A 26,500-nucleotide genomic window follows, 5' to 3' on the forward strand; every position below is an offset into this window, starting at 1 on the left:
TCATCCTCAAAAGCCGCCAATCTCCCGATTTAAAATCGGAGGATTGGCGGCTTTTAAACGTGTTCCGAAAGGCTGAACCCTTAATATAACGCCATTTGACCCACTCTCGTTTTTTACTAGGAATCCTTCAAAAAAAGCCCACGTTTTGTTGTTATACTTAAAGAAAGCGTTTGAACAAACGGGGAGGTTCTAATGCAACACTTATTTTTAATGGAGTTTTTTGGTCGAGGACAGAGCGGCCGATCGTATGCTGTGACTGAACGCGTGCGTGTGTTCAAAGCATTGCAGAAAAATGTGCGATTGGTCACGTTTGACTACAATCCACAATACAATGACATTTGGCAGGCGGTTGCCCCGGATTTAGAGGCAACCCATTTAAATATGATGGCGTATTATCAGGGGGATGCAATTGCTGGCGGTGTGCGGGTTGAAAGACTACATGATCATCAGCAGGTGACATTGGTTGACCGTGTGTTTAATCAAAGTGATCGCCTGGTTGGTGAAATTTATTATGGCCTGGATAATAAGACGGTTTCGCGGCGGGTGGCCATTCTTTATAACACTGATGGTTCCGAGCGAATCCGGCTGTTATATCAACAAAATAAAGTGGCCCAAGTTCATTTTTGGCAAGCCGGCCAGTTGCAGGTGATGAGTTTCACGGCTTTGGTTCGTCAGTTTTTGCAGGAAATAACGGCCCAGGAACCGAGCGTTATTTATGCCGATGTGCTGGAAGAAGAAATGACGCAAGCCTATCTTGGGGTAAGCAATGCAGTGGCAAAGGTCGCCTATATTCATGCTGACCATCACGTTGGTCAACATCAAATTTTAGTCGGGTTCCGCAATTTACTACGTTCGCGTCAATTTGATTGGATTGTTACCGGGACCCACAATCAGGCTGTTGATGTCCAGACGGAATGGCAGTGTCGGACAGCAGATATTGCCCCCGCGTCGATTAACGTGCCTAAGTCAGTGACGGCTCTGGCAGACCGCCGAGCTATGTCAGTGGTGGTCGTGACTAGATTCGATCGCATTAAACGGGTTGAGGATATGATCGCAGCGGTGGTGCAGGCCCATCAACAAAATCGCGATATCAATTTGCAACTGTATGGCACAATTACAGACCAAGCTTATTACACGCAACTGCAAAAACAAGTCACGGATGCCCATGCGTCTAATTACATTACATTTAATGGGCCAACAACGGATGCGGTCGCGACCTTCCAGACTGGCCAATTGACGGTGTTCACTTCTCGCACGGAAGGCTTTGGTCGGACGTTACTTGAAGCGTTAGCCGCTGGCACGCCAGTTGTGTCATACGATATTGATTACGGTCCGCGCGCTGTGATTGGTAAGGGAGGCAAGTTGGTATCAGATGGTCGGGTTGACCTGTTAGCGAATGCGTTAGTGATGGGTCTGGCTGATCGCCACTGGCGCGAGCAAGCTAGTGAGGCAGCACGACAACAGGCGACGCAGTATGATGCGCCACACATTACAGCCAAGTGGGCAGACTTAATTGCAGAATTGGAGCATTGCGATGAAAATAATGCTGATTAATGAAAAAACAGACCATGTGATTGAGACGTTTAACCAGTTGAAGCGGCGCTACCACCACGTGCAGATTGTGAACGTCACGGAGGATGAACAGTATGTGGCACGGCAAGCCGGTGAATACGTACTGTACCGAGTCGCTGGGGCGCGTCAACGCCCAGCGACCACGTTGAATGAGTTGCCGTTTGCACCGGATTATGCCATGTCTTATACGCCACAGGGTGAGTTACGAGTGACGGATATGGGGCAAGAAATTGCCACGTTGCAATTAATCGATTGGCAGAAACAAACGGTCCGCGCCATTAAATACATGGTGGCTGGCTCTAACTGGCAATTTGACTTGGTTGGCGAACGGGCAGCGGTTATTAAGCGCTGGATTCGTGACGAACGCTTGCGCACCATCATGATTCGTTTAACCCAAAATAATGGTAAGTCGGTGAAGAAGCTTTATAACTATGATGGCGACAGTCAACAACCAGTCAGCCTGAGCTTTCTCTATGACGGCAAACTCTATGCGAACGAAACAGATTACTTAACCAAAGCCTGCCAAGATATTTTTGATACACAAGACATCGAAATTTTACGATATCTAGGCTAATAGAAACACCGACTTATTGGTCGGTGTTTTTTAGTGCGGGTCGTGCTATCGCACGAGCAACCGAGTGGTTCTCTATAATCTTCGAATGTCAATGTTCTGTGGTGTGATGGCATAAGGCCAACAATGACTATCAAGCAAACCGAGAATATCTTGATTGCTGGCATGGTGGGTGGGGTGTGACGTAGCGATTGGTCGGGGTGAACTCACAAGTTTGGCCGACCGCCGGTTAGATAAGACGTTACGGACCTTGACTCTTCGCACAATTATTTGGGCGCTAGCCGGTGATCGCGCCGGCGGAGTTTACCCCGACCAATCTTTGCCGTAGTCACGCCCCGCCCACCATGTCCCGACGCAACGCGTCGACCGCCACCACAAACCAAAGTACACGTTATTTTTGTTCAGTAAAACCTAATTTTGCGTTATAATGATACCTCAGAAAGGGAGGTGTTTAACTTGGCTAGTTTATTAGATTTAGTCGATGATCTCGATGGTGTTGGACCAAAGCGGGTTCAAGCACTCAATAAACTTGGTATCTACACAATCGATGACTTACTCGGCTACTATCCAATGCGCTATAACGACTTAGCGATGAAAACGCCTGCTGAAACGCAAGACGGTGAGAAGGTAACGTTTAAGGGCGTTATCACGTCACCACCCGTGGTTAATCGCTTCGGGTATAAGAAAACACGGACTAGTTTCCGGTTGACAGTGGAACATGACACGATTATGGTGTCATTTTTTAATCAACCATGGGTAGGGAAAAACTTGGAGCTTGGTCAGGAAGTGGCCGTCCACGGTACCTACGACAAGACACGGCAAGGCATGTCTGGCATTAAGTTAATGTCGCGAAATGGCGATGATGAGATGGAAGCCGTTTATCCATCTTCAAAAGAAATCAAAGCAAAGACAATTAAAGATTTAATTATTCAAGCATTGGGCAAGTATGGCGAACTGTTACGGACGGATATCGTGCCTGCTTATTTACGAACACGTTATAAGTTGATGAACCACCACGATACAGTCTTTGGGATGCATGCACCAACGGATGGCCAAGTTGCGACCGAAGCACGGCGTAGCGCGTCGTTTGAGGAATTTTTCGTTTTTCAAATGCGTCTGCAAGTGATTAAGTCAATGGATCGTGATAATCGTGGTCGGTCAATTAATTTCAACAATGATGAATTGAAGGCGTTTATTGCCACATTGCCGTTTGAACTCACGGATGCGCAAAAACGCGTCGTGAATGAAATCGTGCGTGACATGCGACGCCCAATTCATATGAATCGTCTTTTGCAAGGAGATGTAGGGTCTGGAAAAACGGTTGTGGCTGCGTTGGCCATGTATGCCGCCATTACCGCTGGGATGCAGGCAACTTTAATGGCCCCAACTGAAATTTTGGCCCAGCAACACGCTAAAACAATTGGCAACTTTTTTGATCCAGATAAAGTGCGAGTTGAGTTGTTAACGGGTTCAACAAAAACAGCGGCTCGACGCCAAATTTTGGAAGATGTTGCAAACGGCGAAGTGGATATTTTGATTGGCACACATGCGTTGATTCAACCTGATATTGCGTTCCGTAATCTTGGGTTAGCGGTTATCGATGAGCAGCATCGGTTCGGTGTGCAGCAGCGCGCGACACTTCGAGAAATCGGTATGAATCCGGATATCTTAGCGATGACAGCCACGCCAATTCCACGAACGTTAGCTATCACAGCGTACGGCGAAATGGACGTGTCGATCATTGATCAATTACCAGCCGGTCGTAAACAAATTAAGACGTATTGGTTGCGTAGTAATGAGATGGAAAAAACAATTGCCTTTATTAGGTCCCAACTCCAGGAAGGCGCGCAGGCATACGTTGTGACGCCGTTGATTGAGGAGTCCGAAACACTCGATGTCCAAAATGCCGAAGCTGTCTATGCTGAGTTGTCGGAATATTTCGCACCCACGTATCGGGTCGGTTTGTTACATGGTCGGCTATCGAATCAAGAAAAAGAAGATGTCATGGCGGCTTTTAAGGCAAATGAGTTCCAAGTGTTAGTTTCTACAACGGTTATTGAAGTCGGTGTGGATGTGCCAAATTCGACGGTGATGCTTATTTTGGATGCTGATCGTTTTGGACTATCACAACTTCACCAATTGCGTGGTCGTGTTGGTCGAGGAAGTCGCCAATCCTATACGTTCTTAATTAGTGATCCAAAGACGCAATATGGTATTGATCGCATGGAAGCAATGGTTGCCACGACGGACGGATTTGTCTTGGCACAAAAGGATTTGGAGTTACGTGGTGCCGGTGACATCTTAGGCAATCGTCAGTCTGGTGTGCCAGAGTTCCGCGTCGGTGACCCGATTGCGGATTTGGCGATGATGACGGTGGCGCAAGAAGAAGCCATTGAAATTGTGTCAAAACCGGATTGGGACAAAGACCCTGAGCTAGCACCACTGGCGGATATGCTGTCAGAAACCATGGCTCGTTATCGTAATTTTGATTAAAAAATTGGCGCCTTTTACTTTTACCCAGTCCTAAAAGTATGTTAGATTTGTTCTAGCATTTATTTAAGTTATTTTTTGAATCCGAGAGGAAATGTAATTATGTTTAAGATTGCCATTGATGCAATGGGAGGGGATAACGCCCCAGAAGCAATCGTTGCTGGTGTTGAGCTAGCGCGTGACCAAATGCCTGACACAGAGTTTTTGTTGTTTGGTCAATTGGACAAGGTGAAGCCTTTCGTTAAGAATGAAGAGCGCTTGACTTTGGTGCAAGCAGATGAAGTCATTGCGATGGCTGATGAGCCAGTGAAGTCAATTCGTCGCAAGAAGCAAAGTTCATTAGTTTTGGCCGCGCAAGCGGTTAAGAACGGTGACGCGGATGCCATTTTCTCAGCCGGGAACACGGGTGCCTTGTTGGCTGCCGGTATCTTCATTGTTGGCCGAATCAAGGGAATTGATCGTCCAGCTTTGATGACGGCTTTGCCAGCGTTTGATGGTCCGCACGATGCTTTCGTGATGATGGATATGGGTGCCAATGCGGAAAATCGTCCGGCACACTTGTACCAATACGGTATTTTGGGTTCATTCTACGCACACGAGATCTTGGGTTATGATGCCCCACGTGTTGGGTTGTTGAACAACGGAACTGAAGAAGACAAGGGTGACCAAGTCCACAAGGAAGCGCACCAATTGTTGCGTTATGGTTCTGAACACAATTTGTTGAACTTCGTGGGTAATGTTGAAGCACGTGAAGTTTTGCAAGGACCTGCTGATGTTGTGATTGCCGATGGTTTCTCAGGGAATGCCACGTTGAAGTCAATTGAAGGAACGGCCTTGTCATTGTTGAAGTTGCTTAAGGATACGATTATGAATGGTAGTCTTAAGACAAAGATGGCTGGTGCGATGTTGAAGCCTGCGTTGAAGGGCGTTCAAGCAAAGTTGGACTACTCACAGCACGGTGGCGCCGTTGTTATCGGGGTTAACGCACCGGTTGTTAAGACGCACGGTTCTGCTGGACCAGATGCAGTTGCAAACACGATGAAGCAAATTCACACAATGCTAGAAGCTGATTTGGTGGCCAAGGTGCAAGCGTTTGTTGCCGATCACAAGGAAGATTTGGCTGCACGTCCAGAGAATGATGTGGACGGCGCCGCTGAATAGCGTTAAACTAGGTAGAGTTAAATATTCGAATAGGAAACGGAATCATGGAACGACAAGAAATCTTAAACAAGGTCATTGAACTAGTTGCGGACCACTTTGAGTTGGACCCAGCTAAGGTGACTGGTGAATTAAACTTTTTGACAGACATCGATGCCGATTCAATTGATTTTGTTGAATTGGTATTGGAGATGGAAGACGAATTTGGTGCAGAAATCTCTGACGAAGACGCTGAAAAGTTGATTACCATCAACGACACGGTAGATTATATTGCCGCACGCGTTTAACTAATAGTTAAAAATTAATCATAAATCCCAGCAATGTAGCCATCGTGGTTTAGCAGTTGCTGGGATTTTTGTGTGTTGGGAAAATTTGCGTGCGCTGGTTAACAAACTCTGAAGAACCGTAATATAACACGGTTTTCTCTGGTATAATTAAACAGTATATCTAGAAAGGAAGTCTTATGTTTAAACAACTACAAGCAGAACTTGCATTATCCTATAATATCCACTTTAACGATGTGTCATTGTTGGAGGAGGCATTAACGCAAGCCAATTATATTAATGAACATCCAAACTACACGGGAAATGATTACCAACGTCTTGAATTTTTAGGTGACGCCGTGATGCAACAATCAACCGCCGTCTATCTATTTAAGCGTTACCCAGAGTGGGATGAAGGTCGATTGACAGAGTTGCGGATTTCGATGGTCCAAACCCGGGCGTTTGCAGCTTTGTCACGTGAGTTGCATCTCGATCAATATGTGCAATTGGGCCGTGGTGAGGAATTATCGGGCGCCCGTAATCGTGATTCACTGTTAGAAGACTTATGGGAAGCATTTATCGGTGCATTATTCTTGGATCAAGGTCAAGATGTCGTGATGCATTTCCTAGGTGACATCATGTTTAACAAGATTGATGAAGGATTCTACGATCGTTTCGTGGATTACAAATCAAAATTGCAGGAGCACTTGCAACGTCATGGTAGTGTCAAAATTACGTACACCAAGTTAGGCGAGCGACCTGTCGAAAATAATGAACAAATTTTTACAGTGCAGGTTGCCGTGAATGATCAAGTATTGGCAACAGGCGAAGGAAAATCAACAAAGGAAGCAGAAAAGGTAGCTGCACGGGCAGCATACCAAACATTGACGAAAAACTAGGGAATTGGTATGAAACTAAAAACATTGGAGATTAGCGGCTTTAAGTCATTTGCTGATCGCACCAAGATAGAATTTATGCCAGGTATCACTGGAGTTGTAGGACCAAATGGTTCCGGTAAATCAAATATTATCGAAGCCATTCGCTGGGTAATGGGTGAACAATCCGCCAAAGGGCTACGTGGTGACAAAATGTCGGACGTGATTTTCGGCGGGACATCACAGCGTGCGCCACTGAATCGCGCTGAAGTTTCAATCACATTCGATAATACCGATCGTTATTTGAACTCCGACTACTCTGAGATTCGGATTACGCGTGCCTTATATCGGAATGGCGATTCAAAGTACCAAATTAATGGGACAACGGTTCGCTTGAAAGATATTCATGAATTGTTTATGGATTCTGGGTTGGGACGCGAAAGCTTTTCAATTATTTCACAAGGGCGTGTTGAAAGTATCTTCAGTGCGAAACCAGAGGAGCGTCGGTCAATCATTGAAGATGTGGCTGGGGTTTATAAGTATAAACAAAATAAGGACAAGGCTGAAAAAGAGCTGACTGGTGTGCAAGATAACTTAAACCGGGTGCAAGATATTTTGTACGAGTTGGAAAATCGCGTGACCCCATTAGCTGAGCAATCGGCAAAGGCACAGACGTATTTGACGACCAAAGCACGGTTTGATCAGTTAGATCAATCACGCTTAGTCTTGGAATTAACGGACTGGTACACTGAGCAAGCAGATATCAAGGCCCAATTAAGTCGGGCTGAGGATGAGAATGAAACACATGCGGAATCGGTTAAGACGCATACTGACGCGTTAGCAGCGATGAAGCAAGCTCGGACGGAAGCTGAAGAAAAGCAGCAACAAGCACAAGCTGAATTATTGCGATTGACGACGCGTGCGGAACAATTGGTTGGGGAACAAAAATTGCAGGCTGAGCGTTCTACCAATCGATCAAATGTGACCCGTGAACTGGAAGCACAATTGGCCCAAGTTGAAGATCGCTTGACGGAACTACGCGTAACGGCGGCGAACCGTCAGGAAACGATGACGGCGGCGGCTGACCAGGTAACAACACTAGAAGCCAACATTGCGACGTTACAGGCGTCACACCCCCGCCAACAGTTGACTCAGGTAACGACGGATATTGAACAATTACGGGCAACCTTAGTTGAGACGATGCAATTGTTAACGACCGCTAAAAATCAACAGCAATTCTTAGCGCAAGAAAATGAGCGGAATGACGCTGAGAGCGAGCGGTTGGCGCAACGTCAGAATCAATTAACGTTACAAATGACTAATGCCGAAGCCACGGTCGCAACGGCACAAACCGCCGTAGCTGAAACGACGGCCACTTTGGCGAGTGCGCAAGCTGAATTTACGCGCTTGCAACAGTTGGGTAAACAGTTAGAGGAACAAAGTCAAGCCCGCCGCCAAGAATGGTTTAGCAAGATGGAAGAGGATCAGCGACTGTCAACGCGTTTGCAGTCGTTGAGTCGTCTATCTGAAAATTATGAGGGTTATTTCCAAGGTGTGCGTAACCTCATGAAGGCCAAAGAGAATTTTCCCGGCATTCACGGTGTACTGGCTGAGTTAATTTCAGTTGCGTCAACGCATCAAACGGCCATCGAAACGGCGTTGGGTGGTGCTTTACAAAACGTGGTTGTTGCGGATGAACAAGTTGGTAAGACGGCGATTAGTTATTTGACGCAGCACCGTTTGGGACGTGTGACATTTTTGCCATTAACAACGATTCGTAAGCGTGAGTTGCAACCGGCACAAATTCAGACTGCCCAAGGCCAAGCTGGCTTTGTTGGTGTCGCAGCAGATTTAGTGAAGACAGATAGTGCGTATCGCCCTGTTGTACAAAGTTTGCTCGGGACAACTGTCATTGTCACGAACATGGATGAGGCTGTGCCCATGGCGCGCGCCTTACAACATCGCGTTCGGATTGTGACCCTTGATGGGCAAGTCATGAACGCAGGTGGGTCGATGACTGGTGGTGCCAGTCGTAATCAAGGTAATGGTTTGTTGTCACAACAAAGTGAAGTAGAATCATTGACGGCACAGGTTGCGACGTTGCACACGCAGACGGAACAGTTGGAACGACAGGTTCGTGAGTTAGATGACGAACTGAAAGCAACAACGACGGCCTTTGGCGAGGCACAAGATCAGGTATTAGTGGCTAATGAAGCGGCACAGGCAGCGACGGCACAATTACAGGTGGCTGAAGAACGCTTGGCCCAAGCACAAAAAGAAAAGTCGGCCTTAACATATGAATTCAGTGTGTCATCATCAGGTACGGTTGACCATGCGTCATTGGTGGCTGACAATCAGCACGACATTGCGACGTTGTCTGAGCAACAAGCAGCCCAGCAGGCCCAGTTAACGAGTTTATTGGCTGAGCAAACGACGTTGAGCGACAAAATGGCGACAGTTGATCAAGAATTGACGGCTTTGCAAGCACAACTCGCCACAGCTCAAGCTAATGTGCAAGCGGCTTCTGTTCGTCACGAAGATGTTGTGGAACAAATTCAGGCGGAAGAACAGCGCTTAGCAGCTTATCAGCAGCAGATGACTGATTTGACGGCGGATCAGGGTGATGTCCAACAACGACTGGCTAACGACTTAACTGGTACGTTGGCGGATAAGGAAGCAACCGAAGACGAGTTGACAGATTTGGCAACTGAGTTAGAGGAATTGCGACAAGAAATCGCCTTAGCTGAAGGCGAGCTTGTGCAAGCGCAAGAAGCACAAACTGAAGCGATGACAAATTTGAGCCGTTTGAGCGGTCGACAGGGTGAATTACGTAGTGCCATTCAAGCCGGTGAACGGACTTTGGAAGAAACATATGATACGTCGTTCGAATACGCCAAGTCGCAGCTGTCGGTAATGCCAATTGCAGATATCCGAACGGAATTACAGGCGTTGAAGGTGACTTTGTCAGAAATTGGCAACGTTAATTTAACGGCGATTGATGAATATGTGGAAGTGAAAGAACGTTTTGATTTCTTGACGCAGCAACAAGATGACCTGGTTGCGGCCCGGGATAACTTACGCCAAACGATGTCGGAAATGGATGAAGAAGTCGAAACCCGCTTCAAGGAAACGTTTGACGCTGTTGCAGAACATTTTGCTGGCATTTTCGTTAAGATGTTTGGGGGCGGTCAGGCAAAGTTAGAACTGACGGATCCGACGAATTTGCTAACAACTGGGGTTGATATTAAGGCCCAGCCACCTGGCAAAAAATTCCAACAAATGAGTTTGTTGTCGGGTGGTGAAAAGGCGTTGACAGCAATCAGCTTGCTTTTTGCTATTTTGGAGGTCCGGCCCGTACCATTTGCGGTACTTGATGAGACTGAAGCGGCGTTGGATGAAGCGAACGTTGATCGATTCTCACGTTATTTGCATGATGTGAATGATCGGACACAGTTTATTGTAATTACGCACCGTAAGGGAACAATGACAAATGCCGACGTTCTGTATGGGGTGACAATGCAAGAACCAGGTGTTTCAACGATGGTTTCAGTAAACTTGATGGCACTCGATGAGATGACATCAGAAAATTAATGGGGATAAAACAATGGGATTGTTTGATTTTTTTAAGAAAAAGCCAGCAGCGCCAAAGGTTGTTGTGGAAGTGCTTTACCCACAGACATGGGAAAATAGCGAGGCACCTGTTGAACCAACAGTTCTCGCCGCGGAAGTGTTACAACCAACACCTGGTGAGGCAGTTGAAATTCAAGTACCAAGCCATATCGCTGCCGAGGACGTTGCACCAGTTGCTGAAGTTGTTGAGACTGTAGAAACAGAAACAGAAACAGAAACAGAAACAGAAACAGAAACAGAAACAGCGGTAACATCAGAGACGAACTTGGATGAAGGTTTGACGAAAACACGGAAGACGTGGTCTGAACGTTGGAATGCGTTTATGGCGAACTTCCGCTCAGTTGATGAGGATTTCTTTGAAGAACTTGAAGAAACACTGATTGGTGCCGATGTTGGCGCGCAAACAGCGTTGCAATTAACGGATGAGTTGCGCAATGAAGTTAAGCTACAAAATGCGAAAAGCAAGGCTGACATTTCACGCGTCATTATTGATAAGTTGGTTGAACACTACCGTAGCCAAGGCGTTAACGAAGATGCGTCAATGCATTTTGCACCTGAGGGACCAACAGTGATTTTGTTTGTTGGGGTTAATGGGGTTGGTAAGACAACGACAATCGGTAAGATGTCAGCACGATACAAGGCTGAAGGTAAGCAGGTTGTGCTAGCGGCGGCGGACACGTTCCGTGCCGGTGCCACGCAACAATTGCAAGCCTGGGGTGAGCGCAATGGTATTCCGGTTGTGGCTGGCGCTGCTAACGCTGACCCAGCATCGGTGGTCTATGACGGTGTGAAGACGGCGATTGAAACTAACGCGGATATTCTCTTCGTCGATACGGCTGGCCGTTTGCAAAATAATGTTAATTTGATGCAAGAATTGGCGAAGATGAAGCGTATTATTACGCGTGAGCTGCCAAACGAACCGCAGGAAGTGTTGTTGGCTTTGGATGCAACTACTGGTCAGAACGCGCTCCAACAAGCACGTCTGTTTAAGGACTCGACAGATGTGACGGGAATTGTTTTGACGAAACTTGACGGAACTGCCAAGGGTGGTATTATCTTGCCAATTCGTAACGAGCTACACCTGCCAGTTAAGTGGGTTGGTTTGGGTGAACAGGTTGGTGACTTACAGCCATTTGATGCGGATGATTTCGCTAAGAGCTTGTTTGGTAGCCTATTGATTGGAGATGACAAGTAATGGAATTAGAGAAAAACACGCGCTTGAATGCCTTGTTTGATTTCTATCAACCGTTACTGACGTCAAAGCAAAATGATTACTTGCAATTGTACTACGCGGATGATTACTCACTTGGCGAAATTGCCGAAGAATTTGAGGTATCACGCCAAGCCGTGTATGATAATTTAAAGCGTAGTACCCAGTTATTGGAAGATTACGAAGCAAAGCTCCACTTGTTTGCAGATTATTTGCAACGACAAAGTGTGGCCGCACAATTAAATGATTATATTCAAGAAAAGTATCCCAATGACGCTGAGCTAACGCGATTAGCTGAACGTCTGGTGACATTAGAAGAGGAGTAAAGCATGGCCTTTGAAGGTTTGACTGAGCGATTGCAAAACGCATTGAGCGGGTTGCGTCGTAAGGGGAAGGTGACAGATGCGGACTTACGCGAGACGATGCGTGAGATTCGTTTGGCATTGTTGGAAGCCGACGTTAACTTTACGGTTGTTAAGGACTTTGTCCGTAACGTTCGTGAAAAGGCGGCTGGTGCCAAGGTGTTGGAAGGATTGAATCCTGCCCAACAAATCGTCTCAATCGTTAACGATGAATTGACGGCGATGATGGGTGAGTCAGAGGTGCCATTGAACGTTTCTGACAAGATTCCAACGGTTATCATGATGGTTGGTTTGCAAGGTGCTGGTAAGACGACGACGGCTGGTAAGCTGGCCTTGAAGTTGAAGTCTGAGCAGAACGCCCGACCATTGATGATTGCGGCCGACGTTTATCGTCCAGCGGCCATTGATCAGTTGAAGACATTGGGTGAGCAAATTGATGTGCCGGTCTTTGAGATGGGGACTGATGCAGACCCACGTGATATTGTTCGCCAAGGGTTAGCTAAGGCAGCGGAATTGAAGTCAGACTATGTCTTCATTGACGCGGCTGGTCGTCTACAAATTGACGAAGCCTTAATGCAAGAATTGGCTGATGTTAAGGAAATTGCACAACCAGATGAAATCCTACTGGTTGTCGATGCCATGACTGGACAAAACGCTGTTGAAACGGCTGAAGGCTTTAATGAGCGGTTAGACGTTACCGGTGTCGTCCTGACTAAGTTGGATGGTGATACCCGTGGTGGAGCAGCTTTGTCAATTCGTGCTGTAACGGGTAAGCCAATTAAGTTCGTCGGACAAGGTGAAAAGATGACGGATTTGGATATTTTCTATCCAGACCGTATGGCTAGCCGTATCTTGGGTATGGGTGACTTGCTAACGTTGATTGAGAAGGCCCAAAAGGACTTTGATGAGAAGCAAGCTGCTGAGACGATGGAAAAGATGAAGTCAAACACATTTGACTTCAATGACTTCATTGATCAAATGGACCAAGTACAAAATATGGGCCCAATTGAAGATTTATTGAAGATGATTCCAGGGATGGCAAATAATCCAGCCTTGGCTAACGTTAAGGTTGATCCAAAGGATATGGCCCATTTGAAGGCCATTGTGATGTCAATGACACCAGCCGAACGTGAAAATCCAGATTTGCTGAATCCGTCACGCCGTCGCCGTTTGGCAGCGGGTGCCGGACGTCCAATTGTCGAAGTTAACCGCATGATCAAGCAATTCAACGAGATGAAGAAGATGATGAGCGGGATGATGAATGGTAACATGGGCGGTATGGAGCAAATGATGAATGCGATGGGTGGTGGCAACATGCCCGGTATGCCTGGTGGCTTCCCTGGAATGGGCGGCGGTATTAAAGGCAAGATGGCTAACATGGCGATGAAGCAAATGGCTCGCAAGATTCAAAAAAACAAGAAGAAGCGTCGTTAAAATTATGGGTCGTTATTTACTAGATGATAAGACAAAGGCTATGAACGTTAAGTACCAGTCAGAAAAGAAAGGTGCTGTGTCAAAGGCCGATAAAGTTGCAATGCTCCGTGAACAAATGTTAGCGAAGCGTAAGCAAAAATAAGCTTAAAAGCGTCATTCGATTGTGAATGGCGTTTTTAATTTACAGATTTTTAACAAATTCCTCAAGTTAACCCGCCATAATATAACCATCGATCACCTGCTAGCATCGAAACAAGCCTGTGCACGGGGGCGTTTCACTTGTTGTGATCACAATATGCAAAGAGCCTGAATAGTCGCGACGGTGACTTGTTCGGGCTCTTTGTCCATAAGAGGAACTCATTTGCTGTTGGAAAACTTTGGTACGAACAGTGAGTGAGTTCTTTTTTCTGTAAGCGTTTTCAAAACTTCATATATTCTTGACGTGACCTTAACTTTTGTTTAAAGTAATATTCGATAACTTGTTGTAAACTAAATGTAACAATAAGAAAAGGACACATTTAAGGAGGATATGACGTATGGAATCACGAGTAACGAGAATGAAGCGAACACGCATCACGGCAAAGTTGTTGGTATTGGTTTTTGGGTTGCTTTTGTTAGCAGGTTTAGTTACGGCGTTGGAGACGACAGCTAACGCCGAACAGTCGCTCGCGCAACGGGATACGCATATCGTCACGACTGTGTCGACGACGAAGGTTACTGCGGAACCAGTTGTAGCTGAGTAAGATGGAGGTAGGCGCTTAATGAGACAACGACATAAGCGGATACTGACGTTTACCGGTTTTGGTTTTATTATTGGTTTATTAGGTGTGGCACTGACGATGCAAGTTTGGACACATCAGCGTCAAGTTGAAGATGCGGCGGTGGCCCGTTCGTTATCGGTTGCCAAAGAAATTTCAGCATCACGTACAGCATCTGAACAGGCTCGCCAGCACGCCAAAAATCAAACGACGCAATCAGCTACGATGAGTCAAGTCAGTAAGATGACGGCTGATCCGGCTATTACCCATTTAACGGTTGAAGAGCGTATGGCTTTGATTATGTTAGCGAGTGATATCGAACTACCAATCGGTCAAACTCTGATTATAAGGGGGCAGGGAAATGGTGATACCGATGTTATGATTGCAGCCACGGATGAGGTGTTAGCAGTCGTGTCCATTATTTCCGGTTACGATCGATTGGTTTATAATCCAATCACAAAAGAAACGACTAAAGTCAATGTTGGTCAAGCTTACCAAAACTTACATCAGACGGTGGCCTATAAACAACTATGTGAACAAATTAAACTAACTTAGCAAAACCAGAATTCGTCATTCTGGTTTTGTTTTTGTTAGGAATGCGCTAAAATATAAACTTATGTGAGCGATAATATACCAAAACCCCGCTAAAAACGTTGCATTTGAATAATTTTCAACGTGTAAAGGAAAAACACTTTACAGGCAGTTGGTTATTTGGTATATTATTACTTGTAGAAAAACAACTGGAGGAAAATAAACATGGCTGTTAAGATTCGTTTGAAGCGCATGGGTTCAAAGAAGCGCCCATTCTACCGTGTGGTAGTTGCTGACTCACGTTCACCACGTGATGGTCGATTCATCGAAACTGTTGGTACGTACAACCCATTGGTTGAGCCTGCCGAAGTTAAGTTGAACGAAGAATTGGTATTGTCATGGTTGAACAACGGTGCTCAACCATCAGATACTGTAAAGAACTTGTTGTCTAACGCAGGCATCATGAAGAAGTTCCACGAAGCTAAGTTCTCAAAGTAATTTGGGTATTCAGTTTTGAATTTCTTAAAAGAGCCAACCTATCCGGGTTGGCTCTTTTTTCTGCGGTGAAATGGTTATAGTCGCGTTACGAACTAGGGCTAGTGTTTGCATTTTGTGACTGAGATGACTATCATTGCATATTGAAAGTAGACGGGTTATGTCTATTAACCTTAATAGAAAGAAGCTAAACATTCATGGAAGTTAGTTTATGGATCTGGGTCGCATTTTTTGCCTTTGTGGTGGTCATGCTGGCGCTGGATTTGGGTGTCTTTAATAAAGAAAATGTGACACCATCATTCAAAAAGTCGTTATTAATGACTGGTATCTGGGTAGGGTTGGCCTTTGTCTTTGCCGTTGGTATTTGGCTATTTGCAGGGGCTAATCATGCGATAGATTTCGTAACGGGATATCTATTGGAAGAATCACTAAGTGTAGATAATTTGTTTATCTTCATCTTGGTCTTTAGCTTTTTTGGCATCGCATCAAAGTACCAACACCGGATTTTGTTCTGGGGTGTCTTCGGTGCCTTGGTGATGCGTGTGCTCTTTATTTTAGGTGGGGCGGCCTTGCTGCATCGTTTTGAGTGGCTAATGTATATTTTCGGTATTTTCTTGGTTTATACGGGGCTGAAAATGCTGTTTGAAAAAGAGGCCAATCAAAATTTGGATGACAGCCCAATTATTAAGTGGCTACGCAAGGTTTTGCCGATTAAGGATGACGTTACCGAGCCTCATTTTATCGTGAAGGAAAATGGCAAACGGTATGCAACACAATTTTTAATCGCTTTGATTTTTATCGAAGCCTCAGATTTATTGTTTGCTGTTGATTCAATTCCAGCGGTTTTAGCAGTGACGACGGATACGTTTATCGTCGTGACGTCGAACATTTTCGCCATCATGGGGCTACGTTCGCTATACTTTGCCTTATCGAAATTATTGCCGATGTTCCGTTACATTAAGTATGCGTTGGCAATTGTGCTGGCATTTATCGGCGCGAAGATGTTGATTAATGAAGGTGGTAATATGTTTGGGTGGTCATTCGAAATCTCAAACATAGCTTCGTTAATTGTGATTGTGAGTTTATTGGTGGTGGCGATTGCAGCCTCGATAATTGTCGCGCGGGTGCAAGCGCGCCGTGAATTTAAAAAGTAACAAGATGAAGTCGTTATAGCCAAGTTGGTTGTAACGACTTATTTTTTTCCTCTGTTCAGGACTGCAAAAGTACGATAAACTGTTTCTTGTAACTAAAAATTTCTTTTATCATAAATAATACGGGGGGGTTGCATGGGTAAACAGGTTAAGTTTATTGGATTAGGGGTTGTTGTTGTCATTTTAGCCATCTTGGGTGGGTTCAAGTTTTTTGATCGCGTGGAAAATGGAAATGTCGGGATTCGGTATGCGATTTCTGGCGGTGTCCGTGATAAGGCATTGTCACAAGGGATTCACTTCGTGGGACTAGACTATGTCACGCAGTATCCGATTAAGACACAATCGATTAAGCAACGAGTTGCAGTGGCAACATCGGATGGTAAGAAAACGGACGTCAAAATTAGTTATTCATACCACGTTGATCCATCGAAAGCGGTGGCAATCTATAAGAAGTTCGGTTCTGCAGATATCCATGCCATTGAAACCGGCTGGCTAGCGCAAAAATTGCAAAAGGCCTCACGTGAATCAATGGCAAAGTTTACGTTGCTCGAAGTGGTTGGAACAGATTCAACTAAGGCGCAAGCTGGTATTTTGAAGAGTTTCCAACAAGCCGCTGAACCATACGGCTTTGTTGTCGAAGATTTGTCATTTGGAACGCCGTCAATTGATGAACAAACCCAAAAGTCAATTGATGACATTATTAAGGCTGGTCAAGATAATAAGAAGGCCGAACTAGAAGCTAAGACGAAGGAAACGCAGGCTAAGGCTGACGCCGATGCCAAGATTACAGCAGCGAATGCTGAAGCGGAAGCAAATAATAAAATTAACGCGTCAATTAATGACCAAACGATTGCCTACATGGAAGCGCAAGCACGTTTGAAGCACGGCTGGGTAACGGTGCAAACGAATGATGCGATGGTTGATGCGAAGGGGAACTAAGCATGGGTTTCTTTATCTTCCGAATTTTATTAGCACTTGCGATCATTATCGTAGGTTATTTGAGCTATAAAGCGTATCAGTCATACAAAGCAGACCAAGCGCACCCCAAACATCATGACGACGATGATGTTTAGGCATAAAAAAGAAGCACCGCGGTGCTTCTTTTTTTGTTACCATTCAGCGGTTGTATCGTTGAAGGTTTCCAGCTGCAAACCGTTTTCATCAAGTTGCCAAGTCGTAATGGAACCGTTTTCTGGTTCAATACCCTTGTAAGCATCCCCGGCAAAGCGATTAACCAAATTAATCAGTAAGATTCCATGGACGACTAGTAGAACGCGATCACCATCTTGATGCTTTGTTAGCAAGGTGTCTAACCCGTTATTTAGGCGCGACCAGAACATCTGGCTATCTTCAGCGTCCCCGGCTGGGTCAGCTTGACGAAAGGCATCCATCAGTTGATCACCGTCAAGTGATCCGATTAAATCGCCATAGGTTGTATCGGCAGGTAAGCCAAGTACGCCGGCGAGGGCTTCACCAGCTTCAACCCCTGTCAGACCATCGAACGAACCGAAAAATTGTTCTCGGAAGTCGGGTAACTCGACCAAGTCTTGGCTGTCTGAGGTGAGGTTCGCGTCTAAAACAAACCGCGCTGTCTCAGCGGCCCGCGCTAAATCAGACGAATAGGCCCCATCAAAATGCACATAGCGTAACCGTTCGCCGGCTGCCTGGCCGTCCGCTATTCCTTTTTCGGTTAGCGGTGCATTTGTCCAGCCTTGCATGCGTCGATATTTGTTTAAATAGGTTTGCCCGTGTCGAACCATATAGACAGTAATACTCATGTTTTTATCCCCCAATCTTGATGCCTTAAGTGTATCAAAGTTACTCAGATAATTCTTGTTTAGTTGGGACAATATTTACGGTATACTAGAAGTTAGCAAATTAACTGAAATTTTTCACGATACGCGTGAAACTGAATAAACTTAAGAGGATACAAAAAATATGGCTTTGTATAAAGTAGGCACAATTGTGAACACCCACGGCATTCGTGGTGAAGTCCGTGTCATCGCCACGACTGACTTTCCAGAAGAGCGTTTTGCAAAGGGAAATAAGTTGATTATTGATGGCAAGTCACCTGTTGAAGTTGAGATTGCAACGGTGCGTAATCACAAGCAATTTGTGTTGTTGTCATTTAAGGATTTGCAAAATATCAATTTGGTTGAGCAATACAAGACGCACGATTTGATGGTGCCTGAAGAGGCACTACAAGATTTAGCAGAAGATGAATTTTACTACCATGAAATTGTGGGCTTAGATGTCATTGATAATGCAACTGGTCAAGTTTTGGGCAAGGTTGCTGAAATTATGGAATTGCCTGCCAATGATGTGTGGGTGGTTAAGGCTAAGGGCCAGGATGATTTGTTCATTCCATATATTGAAAATGTTGTCACGGAAATCGACTTGGATGCTGGGGTAGCCAAGGTTGATATGTTAGAGGAAATTTAACCATGCGCATTGATGTATTAAGTCTATTCCCAAATATGTTTACGCCGATGCGTGAATCAATTATTGGTAAAACGATTGAACGGGGCCTAGTTGACTTTCAGGTCACTTACTTTCGCGATTATACTGATAATAAGCACAACAAGGTTGATGATGAAATTTACGGTGGCGGCCAAGGCATGTTGCTGATGCCACAGCCAATCTTTGACGCAATGGATGCGATTGAGGCGGAAGCTGGTTCACGTGGGCGTGTGATTCTAATGGATCCGGCTGGTAAAACCTTCAATCAAGCGATGGCTGAAGAATTAGCCCAAGAAGAACACTTGACCTTTATCGCTGGTCACTACGAGGGCTATGATGAACGAATTCGTAATCTTGTGACTGACGAAATTTCGTTGGGTGATTTTGTGCTTACTGGTGGTGAACTGGGGGCGATGGTCGTGATTGATGCGACGGTGCGCTTGCTTGATGAGGCTTTGGGTGACCAAATGTCAGCCGTTGATGATTCGTTTTCAACGGGCTTATTGGAGTACCCACAGTATACGCGGCCGGCTGATTTCCGGGGGATGAAGGTGCCAGATGTCTTGATGTCAGGGCACCACGCTAACATTGCGACATGGAAGCGCAAAGAAGCATTGCGGCGGACATACTTGCGCCGGCCTGATTTGCTAACTGATTATGACTTTACTAAAGAAGAGCGTCAGTTGTTAAAGGAAATCAAAGCGGAAGAAGCAAACGAAATATAAAGACTTGTTTATAAACACCAGAGATGATATTATTATTTCTGGTGTTTTATTCACCAAAAATAAACCCGATAATCCGCTGGCCGGGTGGTGTATCGATTATCGACTAGGAGATTTGATATGCGTCAAAACGCTTTGCTAGAAAAGTTGGTTGCTGATCAATTGCGTACGGACATTCCTGAGTTCCGTGCCGGTGATTCAGTTCGTGTATACGCTCGAATCGTTGAAGGTTCACGTGAGCGTGTGCAATTGTTTGAAGGTGTTGTTATCAAGCGTAAGGGTACTGGTATCCAAGCTACTTACACTGTTCGTAAGATTTCTAACGGTGTTGGTGTTGAGCGTACTTTCCCATTGCACTCACCACGTGTTGATAAGATTGAAGTGACTCGTCACGGTCGTGTACGTCGCGCTAAGTTGTACTACTTGCGTGCATTGCACGGTAAGGCTGCTCGTATCCGCGAAGCACGCCGTGCCTAATGACATTTCGTCATTAAGCTTCGAAAAGGCTGATTCCATTTGGAATCAGCCTTTTTCTGTTATTTAGGTAAAACGTTTCATTAGATAATGATTAATTTATGAGCGTTCGACTCATAAATAAGTCTTTTTTTTATTATGAAATAGTGTAAACTAGAACAAGTGTTATTTTTAAAAGTTAGGGATAGGTAGAGTATTCATGGTTGAAAAAAAGACCAAGAAAGAAAAGCATAGTGTTGGTCTCGGTTGGCGCATCTTGTTTGGCCTTGTCGTTGGTATTATTTTGGGTGTTATCTTCTATCAAAATAAGACGGCGATTACCGCGATGCAAAATATCGGGACGATGTTCATCGGTCTAATTCAAATGGTCGTGTTACCAATTGTTTTGACAAGTTTGACCGCCGGAATTGCGAAGATGGGTGACATGCATAAATTAGGCCGCATCGGTGGTAAAACAATTATCTACTTTGAATTGTTATCAACTGTGGCGATTTTAATTGGTATGATTGCCGGAAATGTGTTCCAACCAGGGGCGCATGTGGATATTCATAATTTGCAAGCATCTAACATCAGTTCGTACTTGTCGACGGCCAAAGCGGCGGGTGACCATGGTGTCTGGTCGACAGTTATGGACATTATTCCAACGAACTTCTTCGGATCGTTGGCCAATGATAAGATGTTGCAGGTTATTTTCTTCTCTGTTTTCTTTGGATTAGGAACGGCTGCCATTGGGCCAAAGGGACAAATCATTATCGACTTTTTGGATGCGGTTGCTGAAGTGATGTTTAAAGTCACAAACTGGGTCATGCAAGTTGCACCAATTGGTGTCGGTGCATTGATTGGGGCGACGGTAGCTCAGATGGGGGTTAGCTCACTTGGATCATTAGGCTTCTTTATCTTTATTGCCTATGCAACGATGATTTTCTTTATTTTGGTTGTTTTGGGTGCGGTGTTGCACATCTTTGGTGTCAACGTCTTTACCTTGATTAAGGTATTAAAAGAAGAGATTATCTTGGCTTTTACAACGGCCTCATCAGAAGCAACGTTGCCACGTATTGTGTCAAAGATGGAAAAGTTCGGGGTTAGCCAAGGTGTTGTATCATTCGTTGTGCCAACGGGGTACACGTTTAACCTAGATGGATCGGCTATTTATCAAGCGCTGGGTGCATTATTCATGGCACAGGCTTATGGCATTCACTTGACGATTGAACATCAGTTGACTTTGCTGGTGGTCTTGATGATTACCTCAAAGGGAATGGCTGGTGTACCAGGTGCCTCATTCGTTGTCTTGCTGGCCACGGTGTCAACGATTGGCGTGCCGGTGCAAGGCTTGGCATTCATTGCTGGTATTGACCGATTGGTTGATATGGGCCGAACGGTTGTTAACGTTGTTGGTAATTCAGCTGCATCAATCGTTATTTCAAAGTCTGAAAAGGACTTTGATGAGGAAAAGAGTATTCGTTACTTAGCATCATTAAATGATTAAATAATAAGCTCCCCTCTGTTTGGTTTTATGACTGGATAGAGGGGAGTTTTTTGGTTGATTAGGGGTTGCTTTCTTGTTGCGCGTAACTAGTGAGAAAACCTGACATTTGCTGTGGTGTAAGTGTAAAATGTGTGTGATAATATAGGGACGAAATAAAGTGGAAATTTGGGTATCCAACGGCCGCTTTGAAAAGACATAAAAGGAGGCGGCACTTGTGACATTAGCACGTGTACGTGAGTATGGTTTGAAGGCCATTGTATTTGTAACGGCATCAGTATTGGTGGCGATTTCAATGAATAATTTCTTCATTCCAAATAACATCTTCTCTGGTGGATTTAATGGAGTTGCACAACTGCTTAGTTTATTCTTTAAAGCAGTTTTCGGCATTCATGTTGAAGTTGGTGCGATTATCATGGCGGTTAATATTCCGCTTGCAATTGCCGGATGGATTTATGCAGGACGCGAATTTACGATCCTATCATTTTTGAATAATTTCTTCGCGTCGTTTATGCAGATTGTCTTACCGAAACAGACGTTAGTGGCACATGAGCCAATTCTGGCTGGCTTGTTTGGTGGATTGCTATTGGGTGTGGCAATTGGTATCACTTTTAAGTTGGGCTTCTCAACTGGTGGTATGGATATTGTTGCCATGATTGTACAGAAGACAACCGGAAAGTCGATTGGATTTATCAATCTCTTTATTAATGGGTTTGTCGTGGTTATTGCGGGTTCATTCATTGGTTGGCAAAATGCCATGTACACAATCATTGGTATCTACGCGACGTCAGTGGCTGTTGATTCGATTCACACCCGTCACCAAAAGCTGACGGCCTTTATCGTCACCCGTCGAGCCGACGAAGTGACCAAGGCCTTGCAAGAAGATTTGATTCGCGGTATTACGATTCTGCCATCTGTTGGTGCCTACACGCGTGAGCCGAACTCAACGCTGATGATGGTATTGTCACGGTATGAGTTGACTGAAATGGAACGTTTGACGAAATCAGTAGACCCAGACGCCTTTATTAATATTGTTAACACGGTTAACGTATCGAACAATTTCTGGAACGAAGATTTGCAAAGCCAAATCAGGCGTGAACGGTTAGCCGCACAGGCACAAATTACGGATGCATTGAATTTGGATGCCGAGGCTGATAAGCTATTAAATAAGTAATAAAGAAGAGACGAGGAAAGAATAATGCCTTTTGTACACGTAGAACTGGTTGAAGGTCGCTCAGATGAGCAACTAAAGGGAATGATGGCTGATATTACGGCAGCAGTTGAAAAGAACACTGGTGCCCCACGTGAGGCGATTAAGGTGATTGTGAACGAAATGCGTGCGGACCGTTTTATGGACGGTGGTACTTTGCGTTCTGAAAAGTAATTGCGTACAATAAGAGGAGTGGTATTTAAATACCACTCCTCTTTTTTCGCATATTGTTGGGAATATGTTAGATATAAAACGATAATTAGGAGCTATGTATGGCTGATCAATATATTATGGCGTTGGATCAAGGGACGACAAGTACTCGCGCGATTTTGTTTGACGCAGATGGTAAGGCCGTGGCAACAGCACAAAAAGAGTTGCCACAAATTTTTAAGCAACCAGGCTGGGTTGAACACGATGCGGAGATTATTTGGGACCATGCGCGTCAAGTGATGGCTGAAGTGGTGATTCAGGCCAATGTGCCACCTTATAAAGTTGCCGGTATCGGTCTAACAAACCAACGTGAAACAACGGTTATTTGGGATCGATTTACGGGTGAACCAATTGCACCAGCCGTTGTGTGGCAATCAAAGCAAAGTGATGCGATTGCTGAATCGTTAAAAGCAGCCGGATTAACTGATTTTGTTTATGAGAAGACAGGTTTGTGGATTGACGCCTATTTCTCAGCCACGAAGATTATGTGGTTGCTCGACAATGTGCCGGGTGCTCGCGACCGAGCTGAAGCGGGCGATTTGTTGTTTGGGACAATCGATTCTTGGCTATTGTATAAGCTGACGAATGGGGCTGTGCATGCAACGGACTATTCAAATGCCTCACGCACGATGCTGTTTAACATCCACACCCTATCATGGGATACGGAGTTGTTAGAGAAGTTTAATATTCCAGCAAGCATGTTGCCAGATGTGAAAGACTCTTCGGGATTGTTTGGGTATACGGCTGATTATGCCTTTTTCGGTATTCAAGTGCCAATTGCTGGTATTGCCGGTGACCAACAAGCAGCGCTCTTTGGTCATAAGGCGTTTACACCAGGGGATGTGAAGAATACCTTTGGGACGGGTTCATTTATTGTGATGAACACTGGCACGGACATTTCAACGTCGCAGCATGGTTTGTTGACAACCATTGGCTACAGCTTGAATGGAGAAGTTACCTATGCATTAGAAGGGTCTGTCTTTATTGCCGGGGCGGCGATTCAGTGGTTACGTGATGGCCTAGAATTGATTAATAGTGCCAAGGAAACGGCTGACTTAGCGACGTTAGCACGTGAGCAACATCCAGAACCAATTTTCTTAGTGCCGGCCTTCACGGGCCTTGGTGCGCCTTACTGGGACCAAAATACACGTGGGGCCATGTTTGGTTTGACCCGTGCCACGAGCAAGGGGGATGTTGTCCGCGCCACACTCGAGTCCTTAGCTTATCAAACGCGTGATGTGTTGGAAGCCATGGAGCAAGACACGAACTTGAAGGTTGCTAATTTGGTGATTGATGGTGGCGCTGCAGCTAATGATTATTTGCATCAATTCCAAGCAGATTTAATTAACGTGCCGGTGCGACGTCCAGAACAACTTGAAACAACGGCCCTTGGTGCTGCTTATTTGGCTGGACTTGGGGTTGGCTTCTGGGAGAATTTGGCACAATTGCCAGATGTTACTGCATCTGATATCAAGCAACCAATGGCTGATCGTCAAACGGAAATGAAATCAGCTTACCAAGGGTGGCATCGTGCGGTAAAAGCCGCACGTATGTTCCCTTTGCAGTAACGGATTAGTCTTTAAAAAGTGATTTTTTTGTAAATTGTTAATAACCAAAAATATGTTAACTAATATGTAGTTGGTATATTGCTAAGCGTCTCCATGTAAGCGATCCTGTGACAGGTTTGCTTGGGTAGGCGCTTTTTTATTGTAGCAATGAGTGCGACTGGGTGTGACAGATGTTACGTACTGTAGGGTGAACTAACCAATATAAATTGCATCTTGATAATGCTGGTTGGTGAAAATGTGAAGAGTTCCCGAACAGAACGTTTGTTCGTAAAAATGGCGCTTGAAATACGGTATGATAGATACGTACAAAAATTATTTAAGAGTTTCTTAATTATTTTATTTTTAGTAAGTAAATAAAGTCATTTTTCACGGGAGGAGTTGTTTGTATGGGACAAACACCAACAAAAGCAATTATCGCAGGGGTCGCGGGCGCCTTAGGTGTGGTTGCGACGACACAAGTACCAATGGTTCAAGCAGCCGTTGATCAACTAGCTAATATGACGCAGGACACCAAGCACGTTAAGCGGGTGTCGACAGCCAATGATGCTGAAAAATTAAAGTCGGCGCACCGAGGCGTTACGAAGAAGTCAGATATTGTTAGGGCACAGTCAACGTCAACTACGCCACAATTTGAAGCTGTGGCAGATGAAATTCCGGTTGAACCATCATTGGCACCAGTACTTGAAACCAACAGTCATGCAGAGATTGCAGCAACTAGCGAGGTAGATACGCCAACGTCATTGTCTGTGGCAGATGACGTTTTGCAGTCAACGGCGCCGGTGACTGCATCATATGTTTACACGGCACCAAGTGCCTCTGAAACTAGCACAATGGTATCAAGTGCACCAGCCACGCCGGCCGAGCAGGCTGTGGTTTCAGAAGCAACCACGGCAACTGCCAGTCCGGCTGATGCAACACGCTATACAGTTCAAGACGGTGATACATTAGGGAACATTGCAACAACAATCGGTGTACCGGTCGAGACAATTATCGCGCTTAATCCAGACGTTGATTTAACGATGTTGCAAGTCGGTCAAATTATTTTCGTCCCACGCGACACGGCGCCGGTGTCTGAAGTGACATCGCCGGTTACGATTGCTTCAGATGCCGCAACATCTGTATCAGAAGTGACAGCTGACGATTATCAGACGGCCTTAGCTGCGGAAGTTGCAGATGCCATGGGTGAGGATATTGTCGTGGAGACACCGTCAATGCCATCGTCAGCGCCAACGATTGTGGTTTCGAGCGCGACAGACACGTCGACGTCAACTTCAGTTGCAGCGTCATCGTCTGCAGCGGGATCATCTGCAGTCGCTAGTTCAGTTGCACCAACGACACCGGTTGACACGACGGTGGATAACACGGTGCCAAGCGCAACGCCAACTGCCGTGTTGCCAGTTAATCCAGGTGACGAAACAGACGTAGTTAGTGGTAGTTTAACGGCTACCCAGCGCCAAACGATTGTGACAGCCGCCTTGAAGTACGCCGGGCAGGGTATTACTTACGTTTGGGGTGGTAAAACACCTGCCGGTTTTGATTGCTCTGGCTTAGCTGCCTGGGTATACCAAGATGCTGGCTTATCATTGCCTTCTTACACAGTTTCGGAAGAATCTTACGTGGCAACAACTGATGTTCGAACCAAGGCTGACGTAATGGCGGTTGCACAACCGGGTGATTTATTATTCTGGGGTGGTCATGGGGCTTCATGGCACGTTGCGATTTACATTGGAGGCGGTCAATATGTGGCAGCGCCCGCACCAGGTAAGAACGTCCAAATTGAAACGGTTGATGAAGTCAACTTTATGCCGAACTTCATCGGCTCATACAACATCTAACTAAAAACGCACCACACTACGACGTCGTTACGTTACTA

General features: G+C 45.4%; 25 protein-coding genes. 24 read left to right on the plus strand and 1 reads right to left on the minus strand.

All coding sequences use genetic code 11. The annotated features are described in order from the left end of the window. Positions 1-192: 192 nt before the first annotated feature. The 16 genes from ESE_RS0106040 (at position 193) to ESE_RS0106115 (ending at position 17,439) form a co-directional block, all read left to right on the plus strand. Positions 193-1,554, plus strand: coding sequence for a glycosyltransferase (locus tag ESE_RS0106040; RefSeq protein ID WP_010372800.1), 1,362 nt, complete (start codon positions 193-195; stop codon positions 1,552-1,554). Then, a complete protein-coding gene (locus ESE_RS0106045; protein WP_029237467.1) occupies positions 1,535-2,146 on the plus strand; it encodes a hypothetical protein in 612 nt (203 codons plus the stop codon). Before ESE_RS0106040 ends, ESE_RS0106045 begins: the two co-directional genes overlap by 20 nt. A gap of 453 nt (positions 2,147-2,599) precedes the next feature. Further along, positions 2,600-4,636, plus strand: a complete 2,037-nt coding sequence (recG, locus tag ESE_RS0106050) for an ATP-dependent DNA helicase RecG (RefSeq protein ID WP_010372806.1) — start codon at positions 2,600-2,602, stop codon at positions 4,634-4,636. Positions 4,637-4,735: 99 nt separating this feature from the next. After that, complete coding sequence (gene plsX / locus ESE_RS0106055) at positions 4,736-5,794, plus strand: phosphate acyltransferase PlsX (protein WP_010372809.1); 1,059 nt, start codon at positions 4,736-4,738, stop codon at positions 5,792-5,794. A 44-nt stretch (positions 5,795-5,838) separates the two neighbouring features. Then, on the plus strand, positions 5,839-6,078 hold the full coding sequence (gene acpP, locus ESE_RS0106060) for an acyl carrier protein (RefSeq protein ID WP_010372814.1): 240 nt from the start codon (positions 5,839-5,841) through the stop codon (positions 6,076-6,078). 176 nt (positions 6,079-6,254) lie between these two features. Then, positions 6,255-6,953, plus strand: a complete 699-nt coding sequence (gene rnc / locus ESE_RS0106065; RefSeq protein ID WP_010372817.1) for a ribonuclease III — start codon at positions 6,255-6,257, stop codon at positions 6,951-6,953. Between the two features lie 9 nt (positions 6,954-6,962). After that, on the plus strand, positions 6,963-10,520 hold the full coding sequence (smc, locus tag ESE_RS0106070) for a chromosome segregation protein SMC (protein WP_010372819.1): 3,558 nt from the start codon (positions 6,963-6,965) through the stop codon (positions 10,518-10,520). 13 nt (positions 10,521-10,533) lie between these two features. Further along, positions 10,534-11,754, plus strand: coding sequence for a signal recognition particle-docking protein FtsY (gene ftsY, locus ESE_RS11520; protein ID WP_010372822.1), 1,221 nt, complete (start codon positions 10,534-10,536; stop codon positions 11,752-11,754). Then, entirely contained in the window at positions 11,754-12,095 is a 342-nt protein-coding gene (locus tag ESE_RS0106080) for a putative DNA-binding protein (protein WP_010372824.1), read from the plus strand. The genes ftsY and ESE_RS0106080 overlap by 1 nt, the downstream gene beginning before the upstream one ends. 3 nt (positions 12,096-12,098) lie before the next feature. Continuing rightward, a complete protein-coding gene (gene ffh / locus ESE_RS0106085; RefSeq protein WP_010372827.1) occupies positions 12,099-13,565 on the plus strand; it encodes a signal recognition particle protein in 1,467 nt (488 codons plus the stop codon). A gap of 4 nt (positions 13,566-13,569) precedes the next feature. Beyond that, complete coding sequence (locus tag ESE_RS12355) at positions 13,570-13,707, plus strand: hypothetical protein (protein WP_010372829.1); 138 nt, start codon at positions 13,570-13,572, stop codon at positions 13,705-13,707. Between the two features lie 394 nt (positions 13,708-14,101). Beyond that, positions 14,102-14,308, plus strand: a complete 207-nt coding sequence (locus ESE_RS0106095; protein WP_010372832.1) for a hypothetical protein — start codon at positions 14,102-14,104, stop codon at positions 14,306-14,308. 18 nt (positions 14,309-14,326) lie between these two features. Continuing rightward, complete coding sequence (locus ESE_RS0106100; RefSeq protein ID WP_010372836.1) at positions 14,327-14,878, plus strand: hypothetical protein; 552 nt, start codon at positions 14,327-14,329, stop codon at positions 14,876-14,878. Positions 14,879-15,079: 201 nt separating this feature from the next. Then, positions 15,080-15,352, plus strand: coding sequence for a 30S ribosomal protein S16 (gene rpsP, locus ESE_RS0106105; RefSeq protein ID WP_003609072.1), 273 nt, complete (start codon positions 15,080-15,082; stop codon positions 15,350-15,352). A 194-nt stretch (positions 15,353-15,546) separates the two neighbouring features. Continuing rightward, positions 15,547-16,503 (plus strand): TerC family protein, encoded by a 957-nt coding sequence (locus tag ESE_RS0106110; RefSeq protein WP_010372842.1) that lies wholly within the window; start codon positions 15,547-15,549, stop codon positions 16,501-16,503. 132 nt (positions 16,504-16,635) lie between these two features. Further along, the gene (locus ESE_RS0106115; protein WP_010372845.1) at positions 16,636-17,439 is read left to right on the plus strand and encodes an SPFH domain-containing protein; all 804 of its coding nucleotides are present in this window, start codon (positions 16,636-16,638) and stop codon (positions 17,437-17,439) included. 170 nt (positions 17,440-17,609) lie between these two features. On the opposite strand, the gene ESE_RS0106125 is transcribed toward ESE_RS0106115, so the two are convergent. Further along, positions 17,610-18,278, minus strand: a complete 669-nt coding sequence (locus tag ESE_RS0106125) for a histidine phosphatase family protein (RefSeq protein WP_010372852.1) — start codon at positions 18,276-18,278, stop codon at positions 17,610-17,612. Between the two features lie 160 nt (positions 18,279-18,438). On the opposite strand from ESE_RS0106125, the gene rimM reads away from it, so the two are divergent. The 8 genes from rimM (at position 18,439) to ESE_RS11895 (ending at position 26,462) form a co-directional block, all read left to right on the plus strand. Beyond that, entirely contained in the window at positions 18,439-18,942 is a 504-nt protein-coding gene (rimM, locus tag ESE_RS0106130) for a ribosome maturation factor RimM (protein ID WP_010372854.1), read from the plus strand. A 2-nt stretch (positions 18,943-18,944) separates the two neighbouring features. Beyond that, on the plus strand, positions 18,945-19,685 hold the full coding sequence (gene trmD, locus ESE_RS0106135) for a tRNA (guanosine(37)-N1)-methyltransferase TrmD (protein ID WP_010372857.1): 741 nt from the start codon (positions 18,945-18,947) through the stop codon (positions 19,683-19,685). Positions 19,686-19,802: 117 nt separating this feature from the next. After that, positions 19,803-20,159, plus strand: coding sequence for a 50S ribosomal protein L19 (gene rplS, locus ESE_RS0106140; protein ID WP_010372859.1), 357 nt, complete (start codon positions 19,803-19,805; stop codon positions 20,157-20,159). A 196-nt stretch (positions 20,160-20,355) separates the two neighbouring features. After that, positions 20,356-21,642 (plus strand): dicarboxylate/amino acid:cation symporter, encoded by a 1,287-nt coding sequence (locus ESE_RS0106145; RefSeq protein WP_010372861.1) that lies wholly within the window; start codon positions 20,356-20,358, stop codon positions 21,640-21,642. A gap of 214 nt (positions 21,643-21,856) precedes the next feature. Further along, complete coding sequence (locus ESE_RS0106150) at positions 21,857-22,813, plus strand: YitT family protein (RefSeq protein ID WP_010372864.1); 957 nt, start codon at positions 21,857-21,859, stop codon at positions 22,811-22,813. 24 nt (positions 22,814-22,837) lie between these two features. Then, positions 22,838-23,023 carry a 2-hydroxymuconate tautomerase gene (locus ESE_RS0106155; RefSeq protein WP_003609051.1) on the plus strand — a complete coding sequence of 62 codons (186 nt, stop codon included), beginning with the start codon at positions 22,838-22,840 and terminating at the stop codon, positions 23,021-23,023. Between the two features lie 98 nt (positions 23,024-23,121). After that, the gene (glpK, locus tag ESE_RS0106160) at positions 23,122-24,627 is read left to right on the plus strand and encodes a glycerol kinase GlpK (protein ID WP_010372868.1); all 1,506 of its coding nucleotides are present in this window, start codon (positions 23,122-23,124) and stop codon (positions 24,625-24,627) included. Positions 24,628-25,013: 386 nt separating this feature from the next. Next, entirely contained in the window at positions 25,014-26,462 is a 1,449-nt protein-coding gene (locus ESE_RS11895; RefSeq protein WP_010372870.1) for a C40 family peptidase, read from the plus strand. The last annotated feature ends 38 nt before the right edge of the window (positions 26,463-26,500 follow it).

It is taken from the genome of Weissella cibaria KACC 11862 (assembly GCF_000193635.1).
Classification (GTDB): Bacteria; Bacillota; Bacilli; order Lactobacillales; family Lactobacillaceae; genus Weissella; species Weissella cibaria.

Excerpts from the sequence above, each read along its gene's own strand:
- ESE_RS0106040 (WP_010372800.1), top strand. The coding sequence starts at position 193 with ATGCAACACTTATTTTTAATGGAGTTTTTTGGTCGAGGACAGAGCGGC.
- ESE_RS0106045 (WP_029237467.1), top strand. The coding sequence starts at position 1,535 with ATGAAAATAATGCTGATTAATGAAAAAACAGACCATGTGATTGAGACG.
- plsX (WP_010372809.1), top strand. The coding sequence starts at position 4,736 with ATGTTTAAGATTGCCATTGATGCAATGGGAGGGGATAACGCCCCAGAA.
- acpP (WP_010372814.1), top strand. The coding sequence starts at position 5,839 with ATGGAACGACAAGAAATCTTAAACAAGGTCATTGAACTAGTTGCGGAC.
- rnc (WP_010372817.1), top strand. The coding sequence starts at position 6,255 with ATGTTTAAACAACTACAAGCAGAACTTGCATTATCCTATAATATCCAC.
- smc (WP_010372819.1), top strand. The coding sequence starts at position 6,963 with ATGAAACTAAAAACATTGGAGATTAGCGGCTTTAAGTCATTTGCTGAT.
- ftsY (WP_010372822.1), top strand. The coding sequence starts at position 10,534 with ATGGGATTGTTTGATTTTTTTAAGAAAAAGCCAGCAGCGCCAAAGGTT.
- ESE_RS0106080 (WP_010372824.1), top strand. The coding sequence starts at position 11,754 with ATGGAATTAGAGAAAAACACGCGCTTGAATGCCTTGTTTGATTTCTAT.
- ffh (WP_010372827.1), top strand. The coding sequence starts at position 12,099 with ATGGCCTTTGAAGGTTTGACTGAGCGATTGCAAAACGCATTGAGCGGG.
- ESE_RS12355 (WP_010372829.1), top strand. The coding sequence starts at position 13,570 with ATGGGTCGTTATTTACTAGATGATAAGACAAAGGCTATGAACGTTAAG.
- ESE_RS0106095 (WP_010372832.1), top strand. The coding sequence starts at position 14,102 with ATGGAATCACGAGTAACGAGAATGAAGCGAACACGCATCACGGCAAAG.
- ESE_RS0106100 (WP_010372836.1), top strand. The coding sequence starts at position 14,327 with ATGAGACAACGACATAAGCGGATACTGACGTTTACCGGTTTTGGTTTT.
- rpsP (WP_003609072.1), top strand. The coding sequence starts at position 15,080 with ATGGCTGTTAAGATTCGTTTGAAGCGCATGGGTTCAAAGAAGCGCCCA.
- ESE_RS0106110 (WP_010372842.1), top strand. The coding sequence starts at position 15,547 with ATGGAAGTTAGTTTATGGATCTGGGTCGCATTTTTTGCCTTTGTGGTG.
- ESE_RS0106115 (WP_010372845.1), top strand. The coding sequence starts at position 16,636 with ATGGGTAAACAGGTTAAGTTTATTGGATTAGGGGTTGTTGTTGTCATT.
- ESE_RS0106125 (WP_010372852.1), bottom strand. The coding sequence starts at position 18,278 with ATGAGTATTACTGTCTATATGGTTCGACACGGGCAAACCTATTTAAAC.
- rimM (WP_010372854.1), top strand. The coding sequence starts at position 18,439 with ATGGCTTTGTATAAAGTAGGCACAATTGTGAACACCCACGGCATTCGT.
- trmD (WP_010372857.1), top strand. The coding sequence starts at position 18,945 with ATGCGCATTGATGTATTAAGTCTATTCCCAAATATGTTTACGCCGATG.
- rplS (WP_010372859.1), top strand. The coding sequence starts at position 19,803 with ATGCGTCAAAACGCTTTGCTAGAAAAGTTGGTTGCTGATCAATTGCGT.
- ESE_RS0106145 (WP_010372861.1), top strand. The coding sequence starts at position 20,356 with ATGGTTGAAAAAAAGACCAAGAAAGAAAAGCATAGTGTTGGTCTCGGT.
- ESE_RS0106155 (WP_003609051.1), top strand. The coding sequence starts at position 22,838 with ATGCCTTTTGTACACGTAGAACTGGTTGAAGGTCGCTCAGATGAGCAA.
- glpK (WP_010372868.1), top strand. The coding sequence starts at position 23,122 with ATGGCTGATCAATATATTATGGCGTTGGATCAAGGGACGACAAGTACT.
- ESE_RS11895 (WP_010372870.1), top strand. The coding sequence starts at position 25,014 with ATGGGACAAACACCAACAAAAGCAATTATCGCAGGGGTCGCGGGCGCC.